Source organism: Idiomarina sp. X4, from assembly GCF_002808045.1.
Taxonomy (GTDB): Bacteria; Pseudomonadota; Gammaproteobacteria; order Enterobacterales; family Alteromonadaceae; genus Idiomarina.
In genome coordinates, this window is sequence record NZ_CP025000.1 from 501,640 (window position 1) to 521,664 (window position 20,025).

At 45.4% G+C, this 20,025-nt stretch carries 20 protein-coding genes; 4 read left to right on the forward strand and 16 right to left on the reverse strand.

Annotated elements, in window-relative coordinates; genetic code table 11:
• Positions 1–301: 301 nt before the first annotated feature.
• The 3 genes from CWC33_RS02510 to CWC33_RS02520 form a co-directional block, all read right to left on the reverse strand.
• Complete coding sequence (locus tag CWC33_RS02510; RefSeq protein ID WP_100690642.1) at positions 302–1,948, reverse strand: PepSY domain-containing protein; 1,647 nt, start codon at positions 1,946–1,948, stop codon at positions 302–304.
• Positions 1,945–2,676: a membrane protein gene (locus CWC33_RS02515; RefSeq protein ID WP_006956236.1), complete on the reverse strand. Its 732-nt coding sequence runs from the start codon at positions 2,674–2,676 to the stop codon at positions 1,945–1,947. Before CWC33_RS02515 ends, CWC33_RS02510 begins: the two co-directional genes overlap by 4 nt.
• Before the next feature lie 66 nt (positions 2,677–2,742).
• The gene (locus CWC33_RS02520; RefSeq protein ID WP_100690643.1) at positions 2,743–5,448 is read right to left on the reverse strand and encodes a TonB-dependent receptor; all 2,706 of its coding nucleotides are present in this window, start codon (positions 5,446–5,448) and stop codon (positions 2,743–2,745) included.
• Positions 5,449–5,835: 387 nt separating this feature from the next.
• On the opposite strand from CWC33_RS02520, the gene CWC33_RS02525 reads away from it, so the two are divergent.
• On the forward strand, positions 5,836–6,582 hold the full coding sequence (locus CWC33_RS02525) for a MauE/DoxX family redox-associated membrane protein (protein ID WP_100690644.1): 747 nt from the start codon (positions 5,836–5,838) through the stop codon (positions 6,580–6,582).
• Between the two features lie 26 nt (positions 6,583–6,608).
• Here the strand turns inward: CWC33_RS02525 and CWC33_RS02530 are convergent, their stop codons facing one another.
• The 9 genes from CWC33_RS02530 to CWC33_RS02570 form a co-directional block, all read right to left on the reverse strand.
• Positions 6,609–7,919: an APC family permease gene (locus tag CWC33_RS02530; RefSeq protein ID WP_100690645.1), complete on the reverse strand. Its 1,311-nt coding sequence runs from the start codon at positions 7,917–7,919 to the stop codon at positions 6,609–6,611.
• Between the two features lie 21 nt (positions 7,920–7,940).
• Positions 7,941–8,375, reverse strand: a complete 435-nt coding sequence (locus CWC33_RS02535) for a YybH family protein (RefSeq protein ID WP_008489764.1) — start codon at positions 8,373–8,375, stop codon at positions 7,941–7,943.
• A gap of 17 nt (positions 8,376–8,392) precedes the next feature.
• Entirely contained in the window at positions 8,393–9,241 is an 849-nt protein-coding gene (locus tag CWC33_RS02540) for a copper resistance D family protein (protein WP_232709825.1), read from the reverse strand.
• Positions 9,238–9,588: a copper resistance CopC family protein gene (locus CWC33_RS02545; protein WP_006956248.1), complete on the reverse strand. Its 351-nt coding sequence runs from the start codon at positions 9,586–9,588 to the stop codon at positions 9,238–9,240. Before CWC33_RS02545 ends, CWC33_RS02540 begins: the two co-directional genes overlap by 4 nt.
• A gap of 27 nt (positions 9,589–9,615) precedes the next feature.
• On the reverse strand, positions 9,616–10,359 hold the full coding sequence (locus CWC33_RS02550; protein ID WP_053954067.1) for a copper resistance protein B: 744 nt from the start codon (positions 10,357–10,359) through the stop codon (positions 9,616–9,618).
• An 11-nt stretch (positions 10,360–10,370) separates the two neighbouring features.
• Positions 10,371–12,134 carry a copper resistance system multicopper oxidase gene (locus CWC33_RS02555; RefSeq protein ID WP_100690647.1) on the reverse strand — a complete coding sequence of 588 codons (1,764 nt, stop codon included), beginning with the start codon at positions 12,132–12,134 and terminating at the stop codon, positions 10,371–10,373.
• Positions 12,124–12,342 carry a twin-arginine translocase TatA/TatE family subunit gene (gene tatA, locus CWC33_RS02560; RefSeq protein WP_053954069.1) on the reverse strand — a complete coding sequence of 73 codons (219 nt, stop codon included), beginning with the start codon at positions 12,340–12,342 and terminating at the stop codon, positions 12,124–12,126. The genes CWC33_RS02555 and tatA overlap by 11 nt, the downstream gene beginning before the upstream one ends.
• A gap of 2 nt (positions 12,343–12,344) precedes the next feature.
• A complete protein-coding gene (locus CWC33_RS02565) occupies positions 12,345–12,836 on the reverse strand; it encodes a DUF411 domain-containing protein (protein ID WP_100690648.1) in 492 nt (163 codons plus the stop codon).
• A 66-nt stretch (positions 12,837–12,902) separates the two neighbouring features.
• Entirely contained in the window at positions 12,903–13,247 is a 345-nt protein-coding gene (locus CWC33_RS02570) for a hypothetical protein (RefSeq protein ID WP_011234488.1), read from the reverse strand.
• A 75-nt stretch (positions 13,248–13,322) separates the two neighbouring features.
• Between CWC33_RS02570 and CWC33_RS02575 the strand changes: the two genes are divergently transcribed.
• Positions 13,323–13,523 carry a hypothetical protein gene (locus CWC33_RS02575; protein WP_006956255.1) on the forward strand — a complete coding sequence of 67 codons (201 nt, stop codon included), beginning with the start codon at positions 13,323–13,325 and terminating at the stop codon, positions 13,521–13,523.
• A gap of 499 nt (positions 13,524–14,022) precedes the next feature.
• Here CWC33_RS02575 and CWC33_RS02580 read toward each other — a convergent pair whose 3' ends face one another.
• Positions 14,023–14,397, reverse strand: a complete 375-nt coding sequence (locus CWC33_RS02580) for a GreA/GreB family elongation factor (RefSeq protein ID WP_100690649.1) — start codon at positions 14,395–14,397, stop codon at positions 14,023–14,025.
• Positions 14,398–14,624: 227 nt separating this feature from the next.
• The gene (locus tag CWC33_RS02585) at positions 14,625–14,948 is read right to left on the reverse strand and encodes a GreA/GreB family elongation factor (protein ID WP_232709826.1); all 324 of its coding nucleotides are present in this window, start codon (positions 14,946–14,948) and stop codon (positions 14,625–14,627) included.
• 387 nt (positions 14,949–15,335) lie between these two features.
• Here CWC33_RS02585 and CWC33_RS02590 point away from each other — a divergent pair, with 387 nt between their 5' ends.
• Positions 15,336–16,214 carry an ATP-grasp domain-containing protein gene (locus CWC33_RS02590; RefSeq protein WP_100690651.1) on the forward strand — a complete coding sequence of 293 codons (879 nt, stop codon included), beginning with the start codon at positions 15,336–15,338 and terminating at the stop codon, positions 16,212–16,214.
• A 144-nt stretch (positions 16,215–16,358) separates the two neighbouring features.
• On the opposite strand, the gene CWC33_RS02595 is transcribed toward CWC33_RS02590, so the two are convergent.
• A complete protein-coding gene (locus tag CWC33_RS02595) occupies positions 16,359–17,570 on the reverse strand; it encodes a M24 family metallopeptidase (RefSeq protein ID WP_100690652.1) in 1,212 nt (403 codons plus the stop codon).
• Positions 17,571–17,764: 194 nt separating this feature from the next.
• Here CWC33_RS02595 and CWC33_RS02600 point away from each other — a divergent pair, with 194 nt between their 5' ends.
• Positions 17,765–18,424 carry a DUF1707 SHOCT-like domain-containing protein gene (locus CWC33_RS02600; RefSeq protein ID WP_100690653.1) on the forward strand — a complete coding sequence of 220 codons (660 nt, stop codon included), beginning with the start codon at positions 17,765–17,767 and terminating at the stop codon, positions 18,422–18,424.
• On the opposite strand, the gene CWC33_RS02605 is transcribed toward CWC33_RS02600, so the two are convergent.
• Positions 18,421–20,013: an ABC-F family ATPase gene (locus CWC33_RS02605; protein WP_100690654.1), complete on the reverse strand. Its 1,593-nt coding sequence runs from the start codon at positions 20,011–20,013 to the stop codon at positions 18,421–18,423. The genes CWC33_RS02600 and CWC33_RS02605 overlap by 4 nt on opposite strands.
• Positions 20,014–20,025 lie beyond the last annotated feature (12 nt).

Here is a 20,025-nt window from a genome sequence, read left to right on the forward strand (position 1 = left end):
AGAGTGCGACACTTCGCAATCAGCAAGATCACAAACCTGCTCAGTAGAATCGTGCATACAGGCCTCTTCCGTACTGATAGTTTGTGAAAATGACATTGTTGTTACTGCCAATAGCAATAGAGCAATGATTAAACGATACATGCGAAGTTCTGCTGTAAAAACATGCTTGAAGTATATATCTTTTTGCTGATAAGGATCAATCAATTAAAAGAGGTACTCATTGCGAGGTAGTCAATCCAGGTGGCGATACGACTACTATATCACCACCCAGATTTACGACTAACTTAGGCGATTTTAAAGTCTAAATACCAAAGTCATCGAACTTTATGCGTTCTCGCGGAATACCAAAGTCAGCAAGAGACTTTAACGTTGCTTCTAGCATCGGCGGAGGACCACACACGTAAATATCTAATGTTTCTTTGTTTTTGCCGGCCAACCACTTCATTGCGGTTTCGTGCACAAAGCCAGTTGGTCCAGTCCAGTCATCCGACTTGGCGCTCTCAGAAAGAACAGGTATATAAGTTAACCGCTCTTCTCTTTCAAACTCGTTTCTATAACAGAGTTCCTTTTCATATCGAGCACCGTAAAAGAATATGCAACGACGAGGAGAATCTGCTGCTAATTCACTTTGTATTAACGATCTTAACGGTGCAACACCTGCGCCGCCTCCAATAAAGACTTGCGTGTGACTATTTTGTTTCGTCAGCTGAAAGTCACCAAATGGTCCTACAGCATCGACACGCGCACCAGCCTCCAGATTACATAGGTAGTTTGAGCCGATACCCGGGGGAATCCCTTCACTTGGCGATGGCAGCTGCCTTATGTTAAATACAAACTGAGTCGGGTGAGGCCGCGTAGCAACCGAGTAATGCCGTGACAATATTTCGTTTATATGTGGAATACGGAACTGCATAAATTGCCCGGCTTCATAACTAACGGGATCTGAACTTACAAAAGTAAGCTCCATAATGGATGGAGTGAGTTGCCGCTTTGAATCAAGTGTTAAAGCAATATCATCGACTCCGGCATTATGCAGCTTAACGTCATAATTGGATGACGTTCTGTGTTGACAAGATAGGCGCGTTCCTGCTTCTAATTCGTTGGCGCTCAATAACGCTTTATCAGCTGCTTTCGGGCTGGGTATATTGCTGCCTTGCAGTGTCACTTTACATAACCCACAGGTACCGCCTCCGCCACAATTACTCGCAATTGGTTGCCCTTTCTGCTGAAAATATTCTAACCACGTTTTCTTACGTTTTGGATTAAAGTCACCGTTAGTAATATTTCGGCCTAAGAGAATTAAACCGGATAATGAAAACCAAAGAGCGAATAATCCAGCACTCCATATCAATAGATGATTAAAACTTCGACCGCCCGTGTAATCCATAAAGTGCAGACGAAACGCCCAGTCAGCGATTGTCCATGGCGTATTACGATGTTCCACAACCCGGGATGACGCTTCATCGATATATATTCGGGTATTAAGATCATCCTCGATATCAATGCGGAATCCTGAGGCATTCCAGCCATTCACTTCATCGCTTCCCTTGACTCTTTCAACCCTTTCAACCTGGCCCGGTCCATTGTAGCTATTCAGCGCTAGCTGAGTCGCCAAAGCTTGGTCCGTAGACCACCGTTCACCGGTATCTGCGTTGAAGTAAAGCAAACGTCCATCTGGCAGAGACACCTGATACTGACCTACCCCGGCAACACTGACCAGTTCAATGGAGTGAGCTAAGGGGAATCGTTGATGCATTTCAGTAACATCGATTTGAGGCGCTATTTTTTTAAGTGGGGGTTCAGAGTTTTTTGAGACCATATATTGGTGGCCTGACATTCCGTGATGTCCGGTTAAGCTAAAAAATAACCCACTCACTAGCCACAAAGCGACTTGAATCACTAAAACCAAACTCACCCAACGATGAAGCCATTGCATAAACCTTATCATTGAGCACCCCCAGTCGATTTTCTCTTAAACGTAATCGTATAAAAAAGCAGGACAGTGCCCGTTATCATTAAAATAAACGTACCGATAATAAAGCCCTTTAACCACCAGGTCTCGATATCCACACGCTCGTCGTAGTCCATTATGTGTAACATCCAGGCGATATCAAACCCCCGCCAAAACGTATGTCGCTTTACCAAAAGCTCCCCGGTCGTTTCAGATAAATACAGACTGGTATTACCGAAATCGTCATAATTTACCTGCCAAATCGGTAACAAAGCACCACTCACTTCTGTTGGTGGGTTATCAGTCATGTAAACGACCGATTCAATAGCGTCGGGATCCTTCGTGTAATATTGATTCGCTAACTCTTTAATGTGTTGTTCGGTTATATCAATACGCTGCAGCGACTCCGCATTAACTAAAAACGCTCCCTCGTTACTCTCTATTTTATACACCGGCTGTAACTTCTGATTCAGCCATACGCTTTTTAACGACGTTTTTCGTGTTTCTGGATAGCGGCTCAACAGGTCATTTAAGCTTGATATTTCAACACCTTTCGGTATTGGCTGGCTTATATCCTGAACTAAGTGATCACCATGAATATAATCCAAATCGAAGAACACCATGTAAGCGCCACTGATTGTCCAAATAACCATTTGCAGGCCAAAAATCAAAGATAGCCAACGATGCCAAACTCGCCAGCTACTGGAGCGTTTCTTTTGAGTCATACCCTACCTCAAATTTAATAAAAAAAAGCTGCCGCTCCCAGGGAAAAGCGACAGCCAGTCTAGTCTTTAAAAGCTGTAACGTACCTTCAGATATAACTGACGGCCTAACAAGTCATATGTCATAGTGTCAGTATTGGCGTCCGTCCAACTTTGAATATAAGGCGGTTCTTTGTCAAAAAGGTTATTAACACCGCCAGTCACGCTCAGTTTTGAATTTACGAAATAAGTTCCCTGCACGTTATGATAGAAAACACTGGGTGCTCGGGCTCCAATATCTCCCGGAGCAGCATTAATGTCATCGGCAGGTCCAATGTACTGGACGGAGTAATGTACACGCCAGTCCTGCTTCATAAAGGTTCCCGAAGCATTTGAACGCCAGTGCGTATAGCTTCCTCTGCCACCAGTAATGTACCCGGCATATTCAATTTCATTCGCACCAACAAAAGGCGCAAATGTATACTCATTTAAGTAACTGACATTCCAACTGAAGTCACTTTTCCAACCCAGCAGCTCGGTGTTATAAAACAAAGCCGTATCAATACCCGACACATTTTCAGTTGCTGCATTGGTGGGTTGAGCAGACAAAAAGTCAATATCGCCAGTTAAAGAATCTCTGGTGAAATGCTCCGGACTGCAAAATGGGTGCGATAGATTTTCTGAGTTATAGCAGACAGACAGCTTCGTTGAACCGGGAATTCTTTGGATAGCATTCTCAATATCAATATCGTAGTAATCAACCGTCAATTGTAAATTGTCCGCCGAGCCGATATCCCATACGAAACCAGCAGTGAAAGTATCTGCGTCTTCCGGTTTTAAATCTGGGTTCCCACCAACAGTGGTAAGCACTGTTGCACCAAATTGTTCATACCCTGCAGGAACGCCGTCTGCTTGACAGTTTGCCGCCACAGTTGGGTTAGCGCCGGCTTGATCCCATCCGTCACACGGGTCCGTTGTTGTCAGATTTCCTTCAGCAACACCACCGAAGAGTTCAGGTATGTTTGGAATACGAAAAGCAGTTGACTGAGTCGCCCGCACTTTCAAAGCATCCGATACACGCCAGTGAACGCTCGCTTTATAATTTCCATCACTACCAAAGGTGTCATAATCACTGTAACGATACGCTAAATCTAAATTCAACGACTGAATCAGTGGTAAGTCCGCCAGCAAAGGTAACGAAGTTTCAGCGTAAACTTCATCAACTGTATAGCTCCCTTCTATCGGGTCCGCCTGATTGGTATTCATAATGCCAGCAACAATTGATGAATCCGGGTTTCGCCAACCTTTCTCTTTACGATGTTCAACACCAAAAGCGACTGGCACCCATCCAGCAGGCATTTCAAATAAGTCGCCTGAAATGTTTGCGGTCAATGAACGTTGTTCATTCCCCCCATTATCAGTCGTGCGAAACATGATGTAATCCAATGCCTCTTGAGACAGATCCCCATAACCCAACAAGTCGATACAGGGAATGCCATTGGAGCCGCATGTATTAGGGTCTAGGCCCGCAGATAGACGCTGCATATTGACGATATTGGTCATACCGTCAATGGCTGTATTACGGCCATAGTTATAAGCAACTTCCCAGTTCCAACCTGAGCCAATAACACCATTCATGCCGACGACCGTTCTGAACGTATTAACATCTTGAAAGAACGTTCTTGGTCCACCTTCTAATAAGCGACGACCTTCAAGTCGAATTGTTTCGCCCGTTGGGTTTGTTGGGTGGCTGGCATCAAACTCAATACCTCTTAATGTTCCCGGCGTTGCTAATTGATCGGAGGTTCGGTTGTTGTATAAAACTTCAGCAAAAACCGCCGCATCCGAAGACAGTTGATAATCCCCGAAAGCAGAGAAATTCCAGTTTGTAATTGGGTTAACCGAATTTAAATAAGGAAAAAATGCAAAGTTATGTTCCTCAGCGCTGTAGGGCTCATAAAAATCACCGTTACCATCAGCATCTTGACTGAAATTAATACGATCACCAGCATTTGGACCCGTCAATATGGTTGCCCTACCCCCAATGGTACTTGAGCTTCCAAAGCAATCCAGTTGGCCTGGCGTTAATTCACCCAAAGCACAACCCGCTTGATCAGCCATATTAACTTCGTCTGAAGAACGATAGCCTAATGTCGCCATTACGCGACCTTTATCATTGCTGGCGCCAAATATCATATTAACTTTGCGATCTTGACCCTCACCATCATCTGTCGAGCCTAAGCGCCCTTCGATAGTAAAGCCATCGTAACTTTTACGGGTGATAATATTCACCACGCCCGCAACGGCATCCGCACCGTATATCGCTGAAGCGCCATCTTTAAGAACCTCGATACGCTGGATCATTTCAACCGGTATCATATTTAAGTCAACAGAGCTGTTTGCGCCGGTACCGCCGTTAACAACACGACGGCCATTCAGCAGTACAAGTGTTCGGTTAATCCCCAGCCCACGCAAATTAACTTGAGCGGTGCCATAGCCGTTACCTGTCCAGTAGGCATTACTCTGGCTGCCAGCAAAACCAGCAGAGGCTGACATTCTCTGTAAAATCATTTCTACCGAGGTCATTCCCGATACTTCTATATCTTCCGCCGTGAAAACCTGAACAGGAGCAGCACTTTCTGCTTCTATTCGCTGAATTCGCGAACCAGTCACCGTGATTTTCTCAACGTCTTCGGCTTGAGTATTATCAGATCCTGACTGTGCCCAGACTGTTGTTGTATTAAAAAGTGCCGCAGATACGCCTATAGCGACAGCAGACTTAAGTAACTTTTGCATTTTGTCACCTCGATTAGATTATAATTATTTTACTTTCCGATTAGACTTCGTACTGCCATCTAAGTTGTTTATACAACTCTCAGAATAGAAACCTCAGAATTTTAGTCAAGCTAAAAACGATTAAAGTTGTATAAAAAACCCTTTAATAGCAAAGCCTATAGCAGTTGTATATTCAACTTAGAGTTATCCTCATGTATCAATAATCTTTTAAAGTAAGCTCTTCAAGATGACTAGGAAAGCTATAAAAAAAGTTGTCCACTTTTTTCAAAATGAAAATAATTTTTCATTTTTAATGAATTTTTACCCTTTCTGATTATTGATGCTTTTAATCTTTTGCCGACTATAATGCGTACACGAATACATAACTTTTACGTAAGGAACTTGGCTATGAGTCAATCAACTAAAAAAGCCACGCTTTACAGAATGTCGACACCTGACCACCAATGCCCTTTCGGTTTAAAAACCCGGCACTTACTTAAAGCCAACGGTTACGATGTGGACGACAACCTACTGGAAAGCCGCGAGGAAACCGACATATTCAAGGAAAAACACAACGTCGATACCACTCCACAAGTGTTTATTGGTGATGAACGCATCGGTGGGTACGAAGAGGTTCGAGCCTTTCTTGGAAAACCTCTTCCTGACCCTGACGCAACCAGTTACCGACCCGTTATTGCATTATTTATTATGACAGCGCTCCTCTCCGTAGCCACGTCGTGGTTGTCTTTTGGTCGCGCATTTACCGGACAAACCATCGAGTGGTTCATCAGTTTCTCGATGGTGGTTCTGGCCTTGCTCAAACTCCAGGACGTAGAGAAATTCTCTACCATGTTTCTCAACTACGATCTTCTCGCCAAAAAATGGGTGCCTTATGGCCGTGTTTACCCCTACGCCGAAGGCTTGGCGGGTCTGTTAATGGCAGCGGAATTTGCTCATGTCATTTCCATCCCTATTGCGTTATTCATAGGCATCGTGGGTTCTGTCTCCGTTTTTAAAGCCGTTTATGTCGACAAACGTGAGCTAAAATGTGCCTGTGTCGGTGGCTCAAGTAATGTGCCGTTAGGCTTCATTTCGCTCACTGAAAACCTCATGATGGTCGCTATGGCTATCTGGATGTTTTTTACAATGAACTAGAAAAGGAGCGCTATGCGCTCTTTTTCTTAACGCTTTTTACGTAAAAACAAAATCTCACCAGCGGCAATCAATGCCATACCGATAAGAGACGCCCAAATAACCAGCGGATCGCTTGTCCATTTCACCCATATAAAAGCGGCTAAAACGATGACATCTAGCGTGATTGCGCTGACAAGTATGTAAATATTGGCATTCACTTTTTGTCTAAGATGTCTCAATACCCCCCAGTGGATCGCAATGTCCATAACGATATAAAAAATAGCACCAAGCGAAGCGATTCGGTTCAAATCGAAAAAAGCAGCTAAGACCATAGCCATCACGATAGTGTAAACCAGTGTGTGCTTCTGAATGGAACCTGGCATCCCAAAATGACTGTGTGGCACAAGTTTCATATTGGTCAACATAGCCAACATTCTCGAGACGGCAAACGCGCTCGCGATCACACCGGATACCGTTGCGACAATTGCAAAAGCGACCGTCACCCAAAGTCCAGTCTCGCCATAGACGGGTCTGGCAGCTTCAGCAAGCGCATAATCTTTCGCTTTCACAATCTCATCTATGGACAGGCTCGAGCCAACCGCCAGAGTGACCAGAACATATATTAACGCGCAGATAATCAACGAAATAATAATGGCACGCCCGACATTTTTCTTGGGCTCAACAATTTCACCGCCACTATTGGTTATTGTTGTAAACCCTTTGTACGCAAGTATGCTTAAAGCAATCCCCGCTAAAATACCGCCGCCGGTAGCTTCTTCTGGAATAGCCGATATCGATTCAAACTGAATGCCTGAGGCCCACAAACCACCAGCCGCTAAAATCACCAATCCTAAAGCCTTAACAAAGGCCATAAAAAACGAGAACGTTTGAATAAACTGATTACTCAAAATATTGATAAAAAACGCAAAGACCAGCAATCCAACCGCCAACAACGGGACAAGCCACTGCGCTTCAAAAGAAATTAATTGGCTGGTATAGGACGCAAATGTCCGAGCGACTAAACTTTCATTAATCACCATAGAAAAGTACATCAAGAGTGCGAATATTGCCGTCACACTTCCTTTCCCATAGGCTTTACTGAGGAACATCGCAATGCCCCCCGCTGACGGGTATGCTTTGGCCAGTTTCACATACGAATAGGCGCTGAAACCGGCAATGATACCGCCGCACACAAACGCCAGTACAAACCACTCTCTTGCTAGCTGAGCAACTTGTCCTGTCAGTGCAAAAATACCAGCGCCAATCATGACACCAGTCCCCAGCGACACCGCCCCCCAAAGACTAAGGCTTCCTTTCTGATAACCCTGATGTCCGTGTTCGTGATCGTGTTCCGCCATAATCAGCTCCTGTGGTTGACGTTAGTTGGACCAGTGAATCCGGATAATTTTCCAGCCAGACTCCGGGGTATGTGAAACGGTTACAGTTTCATTCATCGTTAAATCAATCTCACGCCCGTTGTACGCCCCGGAAATACTATATCGAGAAGTGATCACAGCAAGGCTAGCCACTTCATATCGTGTTCTTTCAATCAGCTTGGAAGGAACCGCCTGGCTAAATTTGATATCTGACTTAAGATGATGAGCACTGTATTCAGCCAGGGACCGTTCAACGCCACCACCTTCAAAGATAAGCACATCATCGGAAAGCACGTCTTTAACGACCTCCGTGTCACCTTCAGTTAAAGCAGTTCGAAATGCATCAAGCACAGCGGTCGGCTCAGATAGTTTTTCGGCGCTACTGGGCGCTGAAATAAACATTACCGAAACCATAAAAACACTCACAAGTAATTTCATTCTTCTTATTCCTTACATTAACCGGGGGAAAACGCGCTGCTTAGCGCAAAGGCCAGGGTAAAAATAGTGACAGCCAATACCATTTCCGCCGTTATGGAGTTTTTGAGTCGCTTGGCGGCCGCGTTATCATTTAATTGCGGTACGAACTTTAATTTATGCAATGCGGCAACAAGGAGAATCAGCGCCACAAACACAAGTTTCGCTAGTAGTACCGTGTCATACGACGTAAGCGGCAGCTCTGGCATCCATCGCCCTGTTGCACTACGATACATAACCAAGCCCGCAATAAGGAGTATTGGAACCGCTGCAGACATATGCACACCAAAACGCTCCATAATGGCTTTCGCTTTAGCAAGCGGTACCGACGTTGCCAGCTTTCGCAATGAGTTAAGACTGCCGAACCAAACCCAAGCGACTAACAAGTGTGTTAAAAGCGCTAGCTTTCCCCACCAGACGGCGTCACTGCCGTGACCAATACTTAAAAAGCTCCATCCCATGAGTCCAATGGCGGCAACATATAGCACCCACTTTATACGTTTTAGCTTAACAACGGAGTAAACAATCCAAGCAATAGCAACCGCTATCTGAAGTTGGATGAACAACCCAACAGGGCCGGTCCATATAAACTGCATGTAGGTCGTGTCAATCATTCCGGCAAAGCCTTCAGCAGCAAAACTACCGACTTTCAGAAAAAAATACAGAAGGCTTGCCAGTAATAGAAGCAACGCAACAAGGCTATTCTTTCGTTCAGACTGCTTTTTTAAACCGGACAAATAAACGATATAAGGCGAGGCGGTCATCACCGCGTTAAGCCAGAATATAAAGGCCAACGTTAAAACGCTGGCCACACTCCAAAGGGTCATCATTTCACCTCAAAGCTAAAATCACCCGATATTTTATGACTGTCCCCACCCATTGCCGTCCAATAAACCGTATAACCACCTGACGCCAAATTGTTTTTAACAGCAATTTCGTACGCTGCTTTGGGAGTCATGCTCATCGAAAAGTCCAGCGGATGCATTTTACCGTCATCTGAGTGCAGCATAATTTTAGCCAGACGAACATCACCGGAAAAATTCATCGTAATTTCCGTAGGTGACTCGGACAAAGTAGCACCGTCCTCCGGGCTACTGGATGTTAGCCCGACGTGAGCGCTGGCCCATGCACTAAAAAATAACGCGGTACCGAAGGCTAATTTAAGTACGTTTTTCATGTTGTTTCCTCTTTGTTTTATTATCAATTAAAACCAAACTCTGGCCCCAAGGACCACGCCTGTTTCTGTGGTGTCTTCACCCATTCGTTTCATTTCATCTGCCGTGTTGCCTAACGCGCCGTTCCAATAAACACCAATGTAGGGTGCAAACTCACGACTGATTTCGTGACGATAACGCAACCCCACACGCAAGTTGCTCAAGCCACTTTGCCGTTCATATTTGTCTGAATCTGTCAGGTTGGCTGTAAACTCAATGCGAGGCTGTAAGTACGATGTTTGTGTGAGCTGCCACTCGTACTCAGTTTCGCTAACAAATTGGACGTCGCCTTCTTCATTCACCATCAGCGAGTTATCCATTTCGAACCAATAGGGCGCCAACCCCATAAAACTCACGACAGCATAATTTTCCATAGACGCGTCCGACGATAAGGTACCTCGCGTACCAATACCGGCCTGAAACGACCAAAACGGAGACACCAAGTATCCATACAGCAGTTCGGCACTTTCCAAGTCAGTGGGCTCACCGTCGTCTTGAACATTCTCCCCTTCACTCTTGAAAACAGCTCGGTGATAGTCACCGCCATACCAAGCCATCATGTCCCAGACGGCTAGGTTCTCTTCCTCGTTGGTTCGCGTTAACTCCAACCGATCGAACAGTACTTGCCCGGTGTAATATTCTTTGACGGGTTCAGGCCAGTCCTCTTTCGCATGTCCGGCGACTGCTAAACCTGGCAACAACGCCGCACCCACTAATAATGATTTACCGTACATAATTGTCCTCCTTATGCGACATTGACCACACGGAACATACCCGCTTTCATGTGATACAACAGGTGACAGTGGAACGCCCAACTACCCGGCGCGTCTGCCGTTATCAATAACGACACTTTTTCGCTCGGCTTCAGGCTAATCGTATGTTTGCGTGGGCGTGGATACTGTCCGTTTTCAAGTTCCATCCACATACCGTGTAGGTGTATGGGGTGGTCCATCATCGTATCGTTTACCATCACCAACCTCAGTCGTTCTCCATGATGAAACTGAACCGGGCCATCCACTTCGGTAAACTTCTTCCCGTCGAAAGACCACATGTAACGCTCCATATTACCCGTTAAGTGCAGCTCTATCTGTCGTTCGGGCTCCCGCGTATCCGGCCATTCATGCGCGCCGACCAAGTCGGTATACACTAAGACTTTATGATCAACGTCTTCCAATCCAATCCCGGGTTCATGCAAACGGCTTACCGGGTTTGTAGCAATCATAGCCGCCCCGGCACCATGTCCGGACTCACGGTGTTTGATTTTAATGTTTTCGACCGGGAGCTCTTTTTTATGTGTCATTTTATGCGTCATATGGCTGTTATTGCCGCCCATATGCTTCATATTCATGCTATTGCCTTTCATATCACCGGACATCGCCATCGCTCCCATGCCCATAGCGGCCATGCCTCGCTCAGGAACTTGCCGTAGTTCAGGCACTTCAGCCTCAAGACCAAGTTCCGGCGTTAATGTACCTCTGACATAACCACTTCGATCAAAGCTCTCAGCATAAATAGTGTAAGGCTTGTTTTGCTTAGGCTGGACAATTACATCGTAAGTTTCCGCCACACCAATGCGGAACTCGTCAACTGACACTGGTTTCACCGGTTGCCCGTCAGCGGCCACTACCGTCATTTCCAACCCAGGGATCCTCACATCGAAAAAACTCATTGCTGAACCGTTAATGATACGAAGGCGTACTTTTTCACCAGGCTTAAACAATGCTGACCAGTTCATCTGTGAATCGCGGCCATTCATCAGGTAGGTATAAGTACTGCCCGTCACATCCGCAATATCACGGGGGCTCATTCGCATTTGCCCCCACATTTCTCGTTGCTTCCAGGTTTTCTCTAACCCTTGCTGTCGCACGTCCTCGAAGGTCTCAAATATCGTACGTTTTTGATAGTTATAGTACCCCTCCGCAACTTTCAAGTTACGAAACACGGTATCCGGATCTTCGAATGTCCAGTCGCTGAGAATAATGGTATGTTCTCGATCAGCACCAATGTCTCCGTCTTTCGGTTCAATCACTAACGGCCCCAGGTGTCCCAATTGCTCCTGCAAACCGGAATGGCTGTGATACCAATAAGTTCCGTTTTGCTCGACATCGTAGCGGTATTTGAACGTTCGTCCTGGCTTTATCCCTTCGAAAGATACGCCAGGCACGCCATCCATATTCTCCGGCAATATAATTCCGTGCCAGTGAATTGACGTGTCTTCCGACAACCGGTTAGTCACATTTAGCTTTGCTCGCTGCCCTTCTTTTAAACGAATCAAAGGGCCCGGCATTTGGCCATTGATGGTTATTGGTGTTCCTACTTTATTTCCCACGAGCAGTGGGGACTTTGCAATGGTGAGATCAATCTCATCGTTTGTCAGGATCTGATCTTTAAAACTGCGTCCCTGAGGAGCAGCCCAAGTTGGGGCTACTTTGACGATTGCTAAAGCAGACGCCACAGTGAATGCAGATTTAATAAACTTTCGACGCCCTTTGTTAAACTCATTGCTCATTATGACGCTCCTCTTTTGAGGTTAAATTTTGATAACGTTGAACGTCCTGTTCCTTATCAGACGGCTCATCAGAAACCGATGATTTAAACCCTTTAATCGCACTACCAAGATCGGAGCCCAGGGTTCGTAGCTTTTTACTACCAAAAAGAAGAATGACAATAACCAGTAAAACTCCTAACTGAACCATACTCATGCCGCCAAATCCCATAGCTAAAGCCCTCCATTTGAGAGTGCTTGCTGCTGCTCTAAACTTGCTATCTGCTTATAAGGTGTAATTGAACCGTCCTCTTTGATTTCATAGACCGTATACGGTTGAAACCGAGTACCCATTTCCATACCAACAGACCCTACCGGCATGCCAGGAACAGTTAATCCAATGCCATTGGCTGACTTTTTCCCAGCTAAATAATGAGAAACCAATGTAGGAGGAACGTGCCCCTCAAAGACATAGCCATTACTAGAAATAGCGGTATGACAGGATTGGACCTCGGCACTAATACCGGAGTCACGTTTTCGTTGGGTCAGGTTGTTCGGATGTTGTACGGACACACTAAAGCTATCGGGTAAAGCTTGTAACCACTTTTCACAGCAACCGCAGTTGGGATCTTTTAGAACGGTTAGTTGCTGCTCTTCTACATCGGTTGCAGATACAGATACGGAAAACAGCATCGCCAAAACAGCGATATTGCGTTTGATAGACATAATTATTCACCGATTAATAAGTTTTAAGGAAACACGCCGAGCGTGTGTTAAATTTCTAGTAACTTATTAAGCGGTAATTATTGGGGGACGGAATAAATTAGACGCGTGTTTAGCACGAATGGAGGTGTCAACGGGCGCATCGACTTTGGCAGAGAGGTTAACTGCAGCGGCATTAACCGAAGAAGACTGTCCGACAAATAAAACCGAGCCGCCGGAGCAATGCCGAATGGTCATGTCAGCACAGCACGAGTTGTGCTTTTGCGTCTCATGCTCGCAATCGTTTGTGTCGGCTTCGTACATCATGCTGTGCTGCATTTGGCTGTTATCATGACACGCGTGAGCTTCTGCCGTTTGCGAAAACGACATCGACACCAATAGCACTGTCATTAATAACAGAATTCGAATTAGCACGAGCACCCTGCTTTTTGCAATTTAATAAACTTCAGTCTAACGTCATTTTAACGCATGTCAAATAAGGAGCAGATAATGATGAATCACGAAATGTTCGCAGGTATGGGCTTTCTATGGATGCTGATTGTGGGAGCTATTTTTATTGTTCCCGCATGGCGTATCTGCCAACGAGTTGGCTACCCTGGTCCATTGGGTCTTCTGATTGTTATCCCTATCGCAAATATCATTCTTCTTTACTTTATAGCGTTCGGCCCATGGAAAAATGTTGATAAATAGCTAATCACTTTAACCAAAGTGACAAGCATAGCTTTTCATCTCTGATTAGGCGCACGAATGTATATGCCACTATACGTTCACAAGCTGCAGACACTTCAGCTATGTTCAACGTGTTAGCGAATATTGGGCATAGCCAAAAAGTTAAAAGGTTCATTTGTGAAAAATTTTCAATCAAAAAAACTAAAGCTGAAGATTTAGTAACAAGGTAAGCAACACGATTGAAGATTAACACTTTTTATTCCCTATAAAACAACAAGTTACAAGGCCACTCCGATTCCGCCTCCGGCACCAACTTCTTCCTAAAGCCCTGCACTTAGTGCGGGGCTTTTTCGTTTCTGAGCAACGGATGTAACACAGTTCAGTAGCCTGACGTTATTACGTCAGGTCCTGACTACTCGTTTCAAATAACGCTTAAATAATTCTTTTATACTGCTTCGTGTGAAATACCTTCACGAATTTTTAAGCATCGCACCTGATGCAATAGCATCAGGCTACGACACTAAGTCACATGAATAATCTCAACCGACTGCAACCCTCGGTTAGTCTTCCATTGAATTGTCTGGCCAACAGACAAACCAATGAGCGCAGCACCTAATGGGGCAAACACTGAGAGGCTGTCCTCATATTTGTCGACCTGATCGGGGGCTGTCAGCGTTTTAGTGAATACCTTACCCGTTTCTAACACCTTAAAAGTGACTTGCTTATTCAAACTCGCCACATTCTCTGGCATAGCGGCAGGTTCCAGCACTTCTGCACGCGCCAATTCGGCCTCAAGTTCATCTAAAAACTCCGGCGGCAAGCGGGTTTCTTCCAGGCTATGTTCAATCACTGCCAAATCAAAAGTCGATATCGTTATTTTTGGTTTTGTTTCCATGTTTCTTCTCCATTAAAAAGGGGCTCCGAAGAGCCCCTGCTAGTTACTCATCAGAAAGCTTCTTTTTCTTCTTTTGTTTACGTTTCTCTTTTAACGTCATCTGAGGTTTCTTCTTTTCTTTCTCTTTACTCATTGGATTCACCTTATCTGTTCAATATCTAAAAAGTACTTAAACTATTGCACAACTAAGTTACTCCAAGGCTCTACCCTCCTTAAGGCATGAGTGTTTAAAGGTCTGTAATCACTTTTCTTTGGTTTACAGAAATAACGTCCCACTTGTCGGTTCTTCTGCCAAATTCAGTCACCGCAACATCCCCTAATTTGAGCCCCAACAACGCAGAACCTAATGGCGATATAAATGAAATCATCTTCTCTTCGGGATCTGCTAACTCTGGTGGTACCAAAGTGACCGTCACCTTTTCCCGAGTCGCTCTGTTTTTAATGGTCACAGAAGAGCCAACTGTTACCCGCCCCAATAGCCGTGAGCTACTCTTTTGGCTAAATTCAAGCCGTTCCAACAATATACTCAGCTCAATAGGGTCCATTAACATTCTTTGTCCCGCATTTTGAAATATGGGACTACCTAAACATACCGAGCCCTTACAGGGCCTAAACATGCGCATAAGCACGGCTTTATCTCCAACCGAACTAATGAATAAATAACTGTGGAATTACAACAATAGGGAAACAGCCGAACGCATGAGCTGCGTTCGGCTTAATTTGGAAAGGTGAGAGCAGTACTCTGTATTGAATAGTTATACTTAAACATAATGTCCTCAAAACAACTTGAGAACATCATAGCCCGTTAAAAATTTAAAGCAAGCCCTTGCTATATTCGTCTAAAAACACCGAATTTATTGACTTCCGGTAGCATCAGTCAATCAGACAAGATACAGTCTCTTGCTCGAGATGAGCACCCGCTGATGAGGAGGATAGCAATGAAAAACAAAGTCTGTATTTTGAGTATGGATAATTTAGACGGCTTTTTTAGCTATGATGATTTATTAAAAGAGCCCTTTAAGCAGCATGGAATAGACGTAGAGACAGTCTCATGGCGCAATTCTCAGTGCGACTGGAATCAATATGATGCCGTCATTGTCCGCTCAACCTGGGACTATCAGGACGACTGCGAAGAATTTTTAAACGTATTAGAAAAGATAGAATCCTCTTCTGCAACATTGATGAATTCATTGCAGGTCATAAAATGGAATATTAGTAAGACCTACCTTAAAGAACTTGAAGATAAACAGGTACCGACGGTCCCTACTTTATGGGGGAGATTATTTGACATCAACACGTTAAAGTCAGCTCAATTAGAATGGCCCAATCAGCAGTTGATCATCAAGCCCGCAGTTTCTGCCAACGCAGACGATACATTCCGACTGTCACAGGACAGCTCTACCGATGCTTTAATACAGTCGCTTACCGAACATTTCCCACCCGGTCGCGAGTTCATGCTGCAGCCGTTTTTAAATTCCATTGTGGAGCACGGTGAATATTCATTATTCTATTTTGGCGGAAGCTTCAGTCATGCCATTAAAAAGTGTCCCGCTAACGGCGACTTTAGAGTACAAGAAGAGCACGGTGGCGAGTTCTTTCAGGTGAATCCTGATAATGCCGTTAAAGACGTGGCCGAGCGGGCATTAGGATGCGTCGACGAGACACTGCTCTATGCCAGAATTGATGTTGCTCTATTAAACGATAATACGCCTGCCATTATTGAAATGGAGCTCATTGAACCGAGTTTATACTTTGGGGTTGATAAAGCTAGCGCAGAGCGCTTCGTAAAAGCTTATCTCAGTATGATAAAGCGTTAATTAGTAATACCGATGATTGGCTCTATCCATGCCATACGAGACGATAAGTCGCTATGGGTGACATAATATAAGGTGCGGTGATGCGCACCTTATGTCGACAGTAAGGCCACTGGTTTCATCTATGGCTCCGGCTATCCATTTAATTCACGCTAAATTAAACGGGTCATCCATTGCACGCGACGGCTCGGTAAACCACACTGGGCCGTCGTCCGTCATATAGAAGTGGTCTTCTAAACGGACGCCAAAAGCGTCTGGTTTAATGACCATCGGCTCATTGCTAAAGCACATTCCCGATGCCAATACAGTTTTATCACCGCCCACCAGATAAGGCCATTCATGTAAGTCCATGCCTATACCGTGACCCGTTCGATGAGGTACACCCGGCAACTGATAGTCCGCTTTTAAGCCAAGCTTCGCGAGTTCCTCTCGAACGGCATCATCCACCGACTCGCAGGTACTTCCATTGTGCGCGGCATCAAATGCCGCTTGCTGAAGCTGTCGCTCATATTGCCAGAATGTCTTTTGTTCAGCGTTAGCCTCACCGAATGGGTACGTGCGGGTAATGTCAGAATGGTAGCCATGTAACTTACAACCGGTATCAATTAATACCCAGTCATTTTTTTCCAATTTTTGCTCATGACTGACGCCATGCGGATAACTGGTGCCCTGACCAAACAACACAATACAGAAGAAAGAGCCACTTGCGCCCACTTTGCGATGAGCCTCGTCAATAAACGCCCGCACCTCTGAGGCCGTTACCCCTTCCTGTAGCATTGCCCCGGTCGCACGATGCACCGCCATGGTCATATCCATCGCGGTTTGTATGAGTGCAAGTTCAGCTTTTGACTTATGCATGCGACACTCAGCGGTAATCACTTTTGCGTCGCACATTTGCGCTGCCGGATAGCGCTCCTCAAGGTTTGAAACAATGCTATAAGACGATGACTCGTCCAGCGCGAGTTTACCTCTGGTCAATTCGTTCTCTTTCAGAAAATCAATAAAATAATCGTAGGGTGATTCGTGTTCGTCCCACAGCAAGGTCTTCATTGGCAGTTTCATCGCTTGCGTTAGTGACCCAATTTCAAACGCAGGAGCAATTAAAGTAACCGGCCCTTCGACAGGAACAATTGCGCCTACCAGACGTTCACTTGGGTACCATTTCAAACCGGTAAAATACTCTAAATTAGTACCCGCGTTTAAATACATCGCATCGATGCCTTTGGCTCGCATCAATGTCTGGGCTTTGTCGACTCTCGCCTGATACTCTTCTAATGTAATGGGCTGAACATTCAGTGTCATATCTTCTAATGCGTCGAGGGCGGTCTTTGCATCGGTAATGCCTACACCGTGGGTCATTCTGCCTCCTAAAATGTCATTTCGTCCTAACAAAAAGATTCAAATAGATGGCCGATTCTGCTAAATAATGGCGAAATATAATAGTCAACTTTAGGCTTTGATTTTTAAAACACTGATTTATATGGGTTTTGTTTTTTGGCTTGACTCTTGCATTATGACTCATAATAAAAAGACAAGAACAATAAGGACGCATTATGAGTATAAAATTCGAAGATCGGCCTTTAGACAAGGTTCGTGAGGAAACTATTGACCAACTGGTCATGAACTACGGTCACGGGGAGCTTTCCTCAGAAGCGTTTGAGCGCCGTCTCGATGCGGCTATGGATGCAACAGAACATAGTCAACTTGCTGCACTAGTAGATGACCTTGAGCTGAAGCCTGACACGTCGTACGACAGCATGAAAGAACAAAAATTCTCGCCACACTATGGTGAAGGACGCGCCCAACCAACGGAAAATGTCGTCTCTATTTTGTCATCCAATGAGCGAACAGGTGTGTGGACCGTTCCGCGTGAAATAACGGTGTATGATTTTCTGGGCTCTGTCGAACTCGACTTTACGGATGCCGTATTCCAACACCCCGATGTCACGATCAAAGTGGTCGGGATGCTTTCAAGTCTCGAAATTTACGTACCTGAAGAAATCATGATAAGCACCAACGTATTTAATATTCTTGGTTCCACTGAAAACAAAGCCCCATCCATGGGAAACCTGAAGCAAGTTCCCCATATTCGAATTGAAGGCTTTCACGTGCTCGGTTCGGTTGAGGTAAAAGTCAAACGCACCATTAAAGAGAAGTTCGTGGCTTTTGCAAACAGCCTGAAAGAAACCTTTAACTCAAAGAACTTTTACTAAGCAGCAGCCAGCTGTGCCAAATACTCGTCGTAACTACCGGCAAAGTCACGTAAGCCTTTGTCGGTAATTTCAATAATACGGGTCGCCAATGACGACACAAATTCGCGGTCATGACTGACAAATAGCAAAGTGCCCTCGAACTGCTCCAGCGCCAGGTTCAGAGACTCAATAGATTCCATATCCAAATGGTTCGTTGGTTCGTCCATCACCAGAATATTAGGCTTTTGCAAAATGAGTTTGCCAAATATCATGCGGCCTTTCTCACCACCGGACAAAATAGATACTGGCTTTTGAATATCATCCGCAGAAAATAGCATACGTCCCAACACGCCGCGTATCGACTGCTCGTCATCACTCGGTTGCTTCCACTGATACATCCACTCGTACACCGTCATTTCCTGTTTGAACAGGTGAGCGTGATCCTGAGCGTAATAACCAATGTTGGCATTTTCTGACCATTTGATACTGCCGGATTCCGGCGTGTAGTCGCCCATCAGACACTTCAGTAAAGTCGTTTTACCAATACCATTGGCACCAATAATGGCGACTTTTTCGCCCACTTCTACCGAGGTACTCAAGCCTTTCAATACCGCCTGCTCGTCAAACCTTTTACGCACATTCTCGGTTTCAAGCGCCAGCCGGTACAGCTTCTTCTCTTGGGTAAAGCGAATATACGGATTCACTCGGCTGGATGCTTTCACTTCTTCCAGCTGAATCTTTTCCATTTGGCGCTGACGCGAGGTCGCCTGCTTGGCCTTCGAGGCATTCGCCGAGAAGCGGCTCACAAAGCTCTGCAGCTCCGCAATCTTCTCTTTCTTCTTGGCGTTGTCGTTCATCAGCTGTTCACGCGCCTGAGTGGCGGCAAACATGTATTCATCATAGTTGCCCGGATACACACGTAGCTCGCCGTAATCAATATCGGCCATGTGCGTACAAATCGTGTTCAGAAAGTGACGGTCGTGCGAGATAATGATCATGGTGCTTTGCTTTTCCGCCAGCACCTCTTCTAACCAACGAATGGTGTTAATGTCCAGGTTGTTGGTCGGCTCATCCAGCAGCATAATATCCGGCTCAGAAAACAGCACCTGCGCCAGTAACACCCGAATTTTAACACCCGGCGCCAGTGCCGACATCAAGCCAAAGTGCTGCTCGACCGGTATACCTAAGCCTAACAGCAGTTCTCCGGCGCGAGACTCGGCTGTGTAACCGTCCATTTCAGCAAATTCAGTTTCTAAGTCGGCAACTCGCATGCCGTCTTCTTCACTCATCTCACCGCTGCTGTAAATACGGTCACGCTCTTCTTTCACCGCCCACAGTTCTTCATGCCCCATAATAACGGCATCAACCACGCTGTAGTCTTCATAGGCAAACTGGTCCTGACGCAGCTTACCAATGCGGGTGTTGGGCTCTAACGACACGTTGCCGGCGGATGGCTCTTGTTCGCCGCTTAAAATACGCATAAAGGTCGACTTACCACAGCCGTTAGCGCCAATAAGGCCATAACGGTTGCCATTGCCGAATTTAACAGAGATATTTTCAAAAAGAGGCTTCGCACCAAATTGCATGGTGATATTTGCAGCAGAAATCACGTAATCTATATC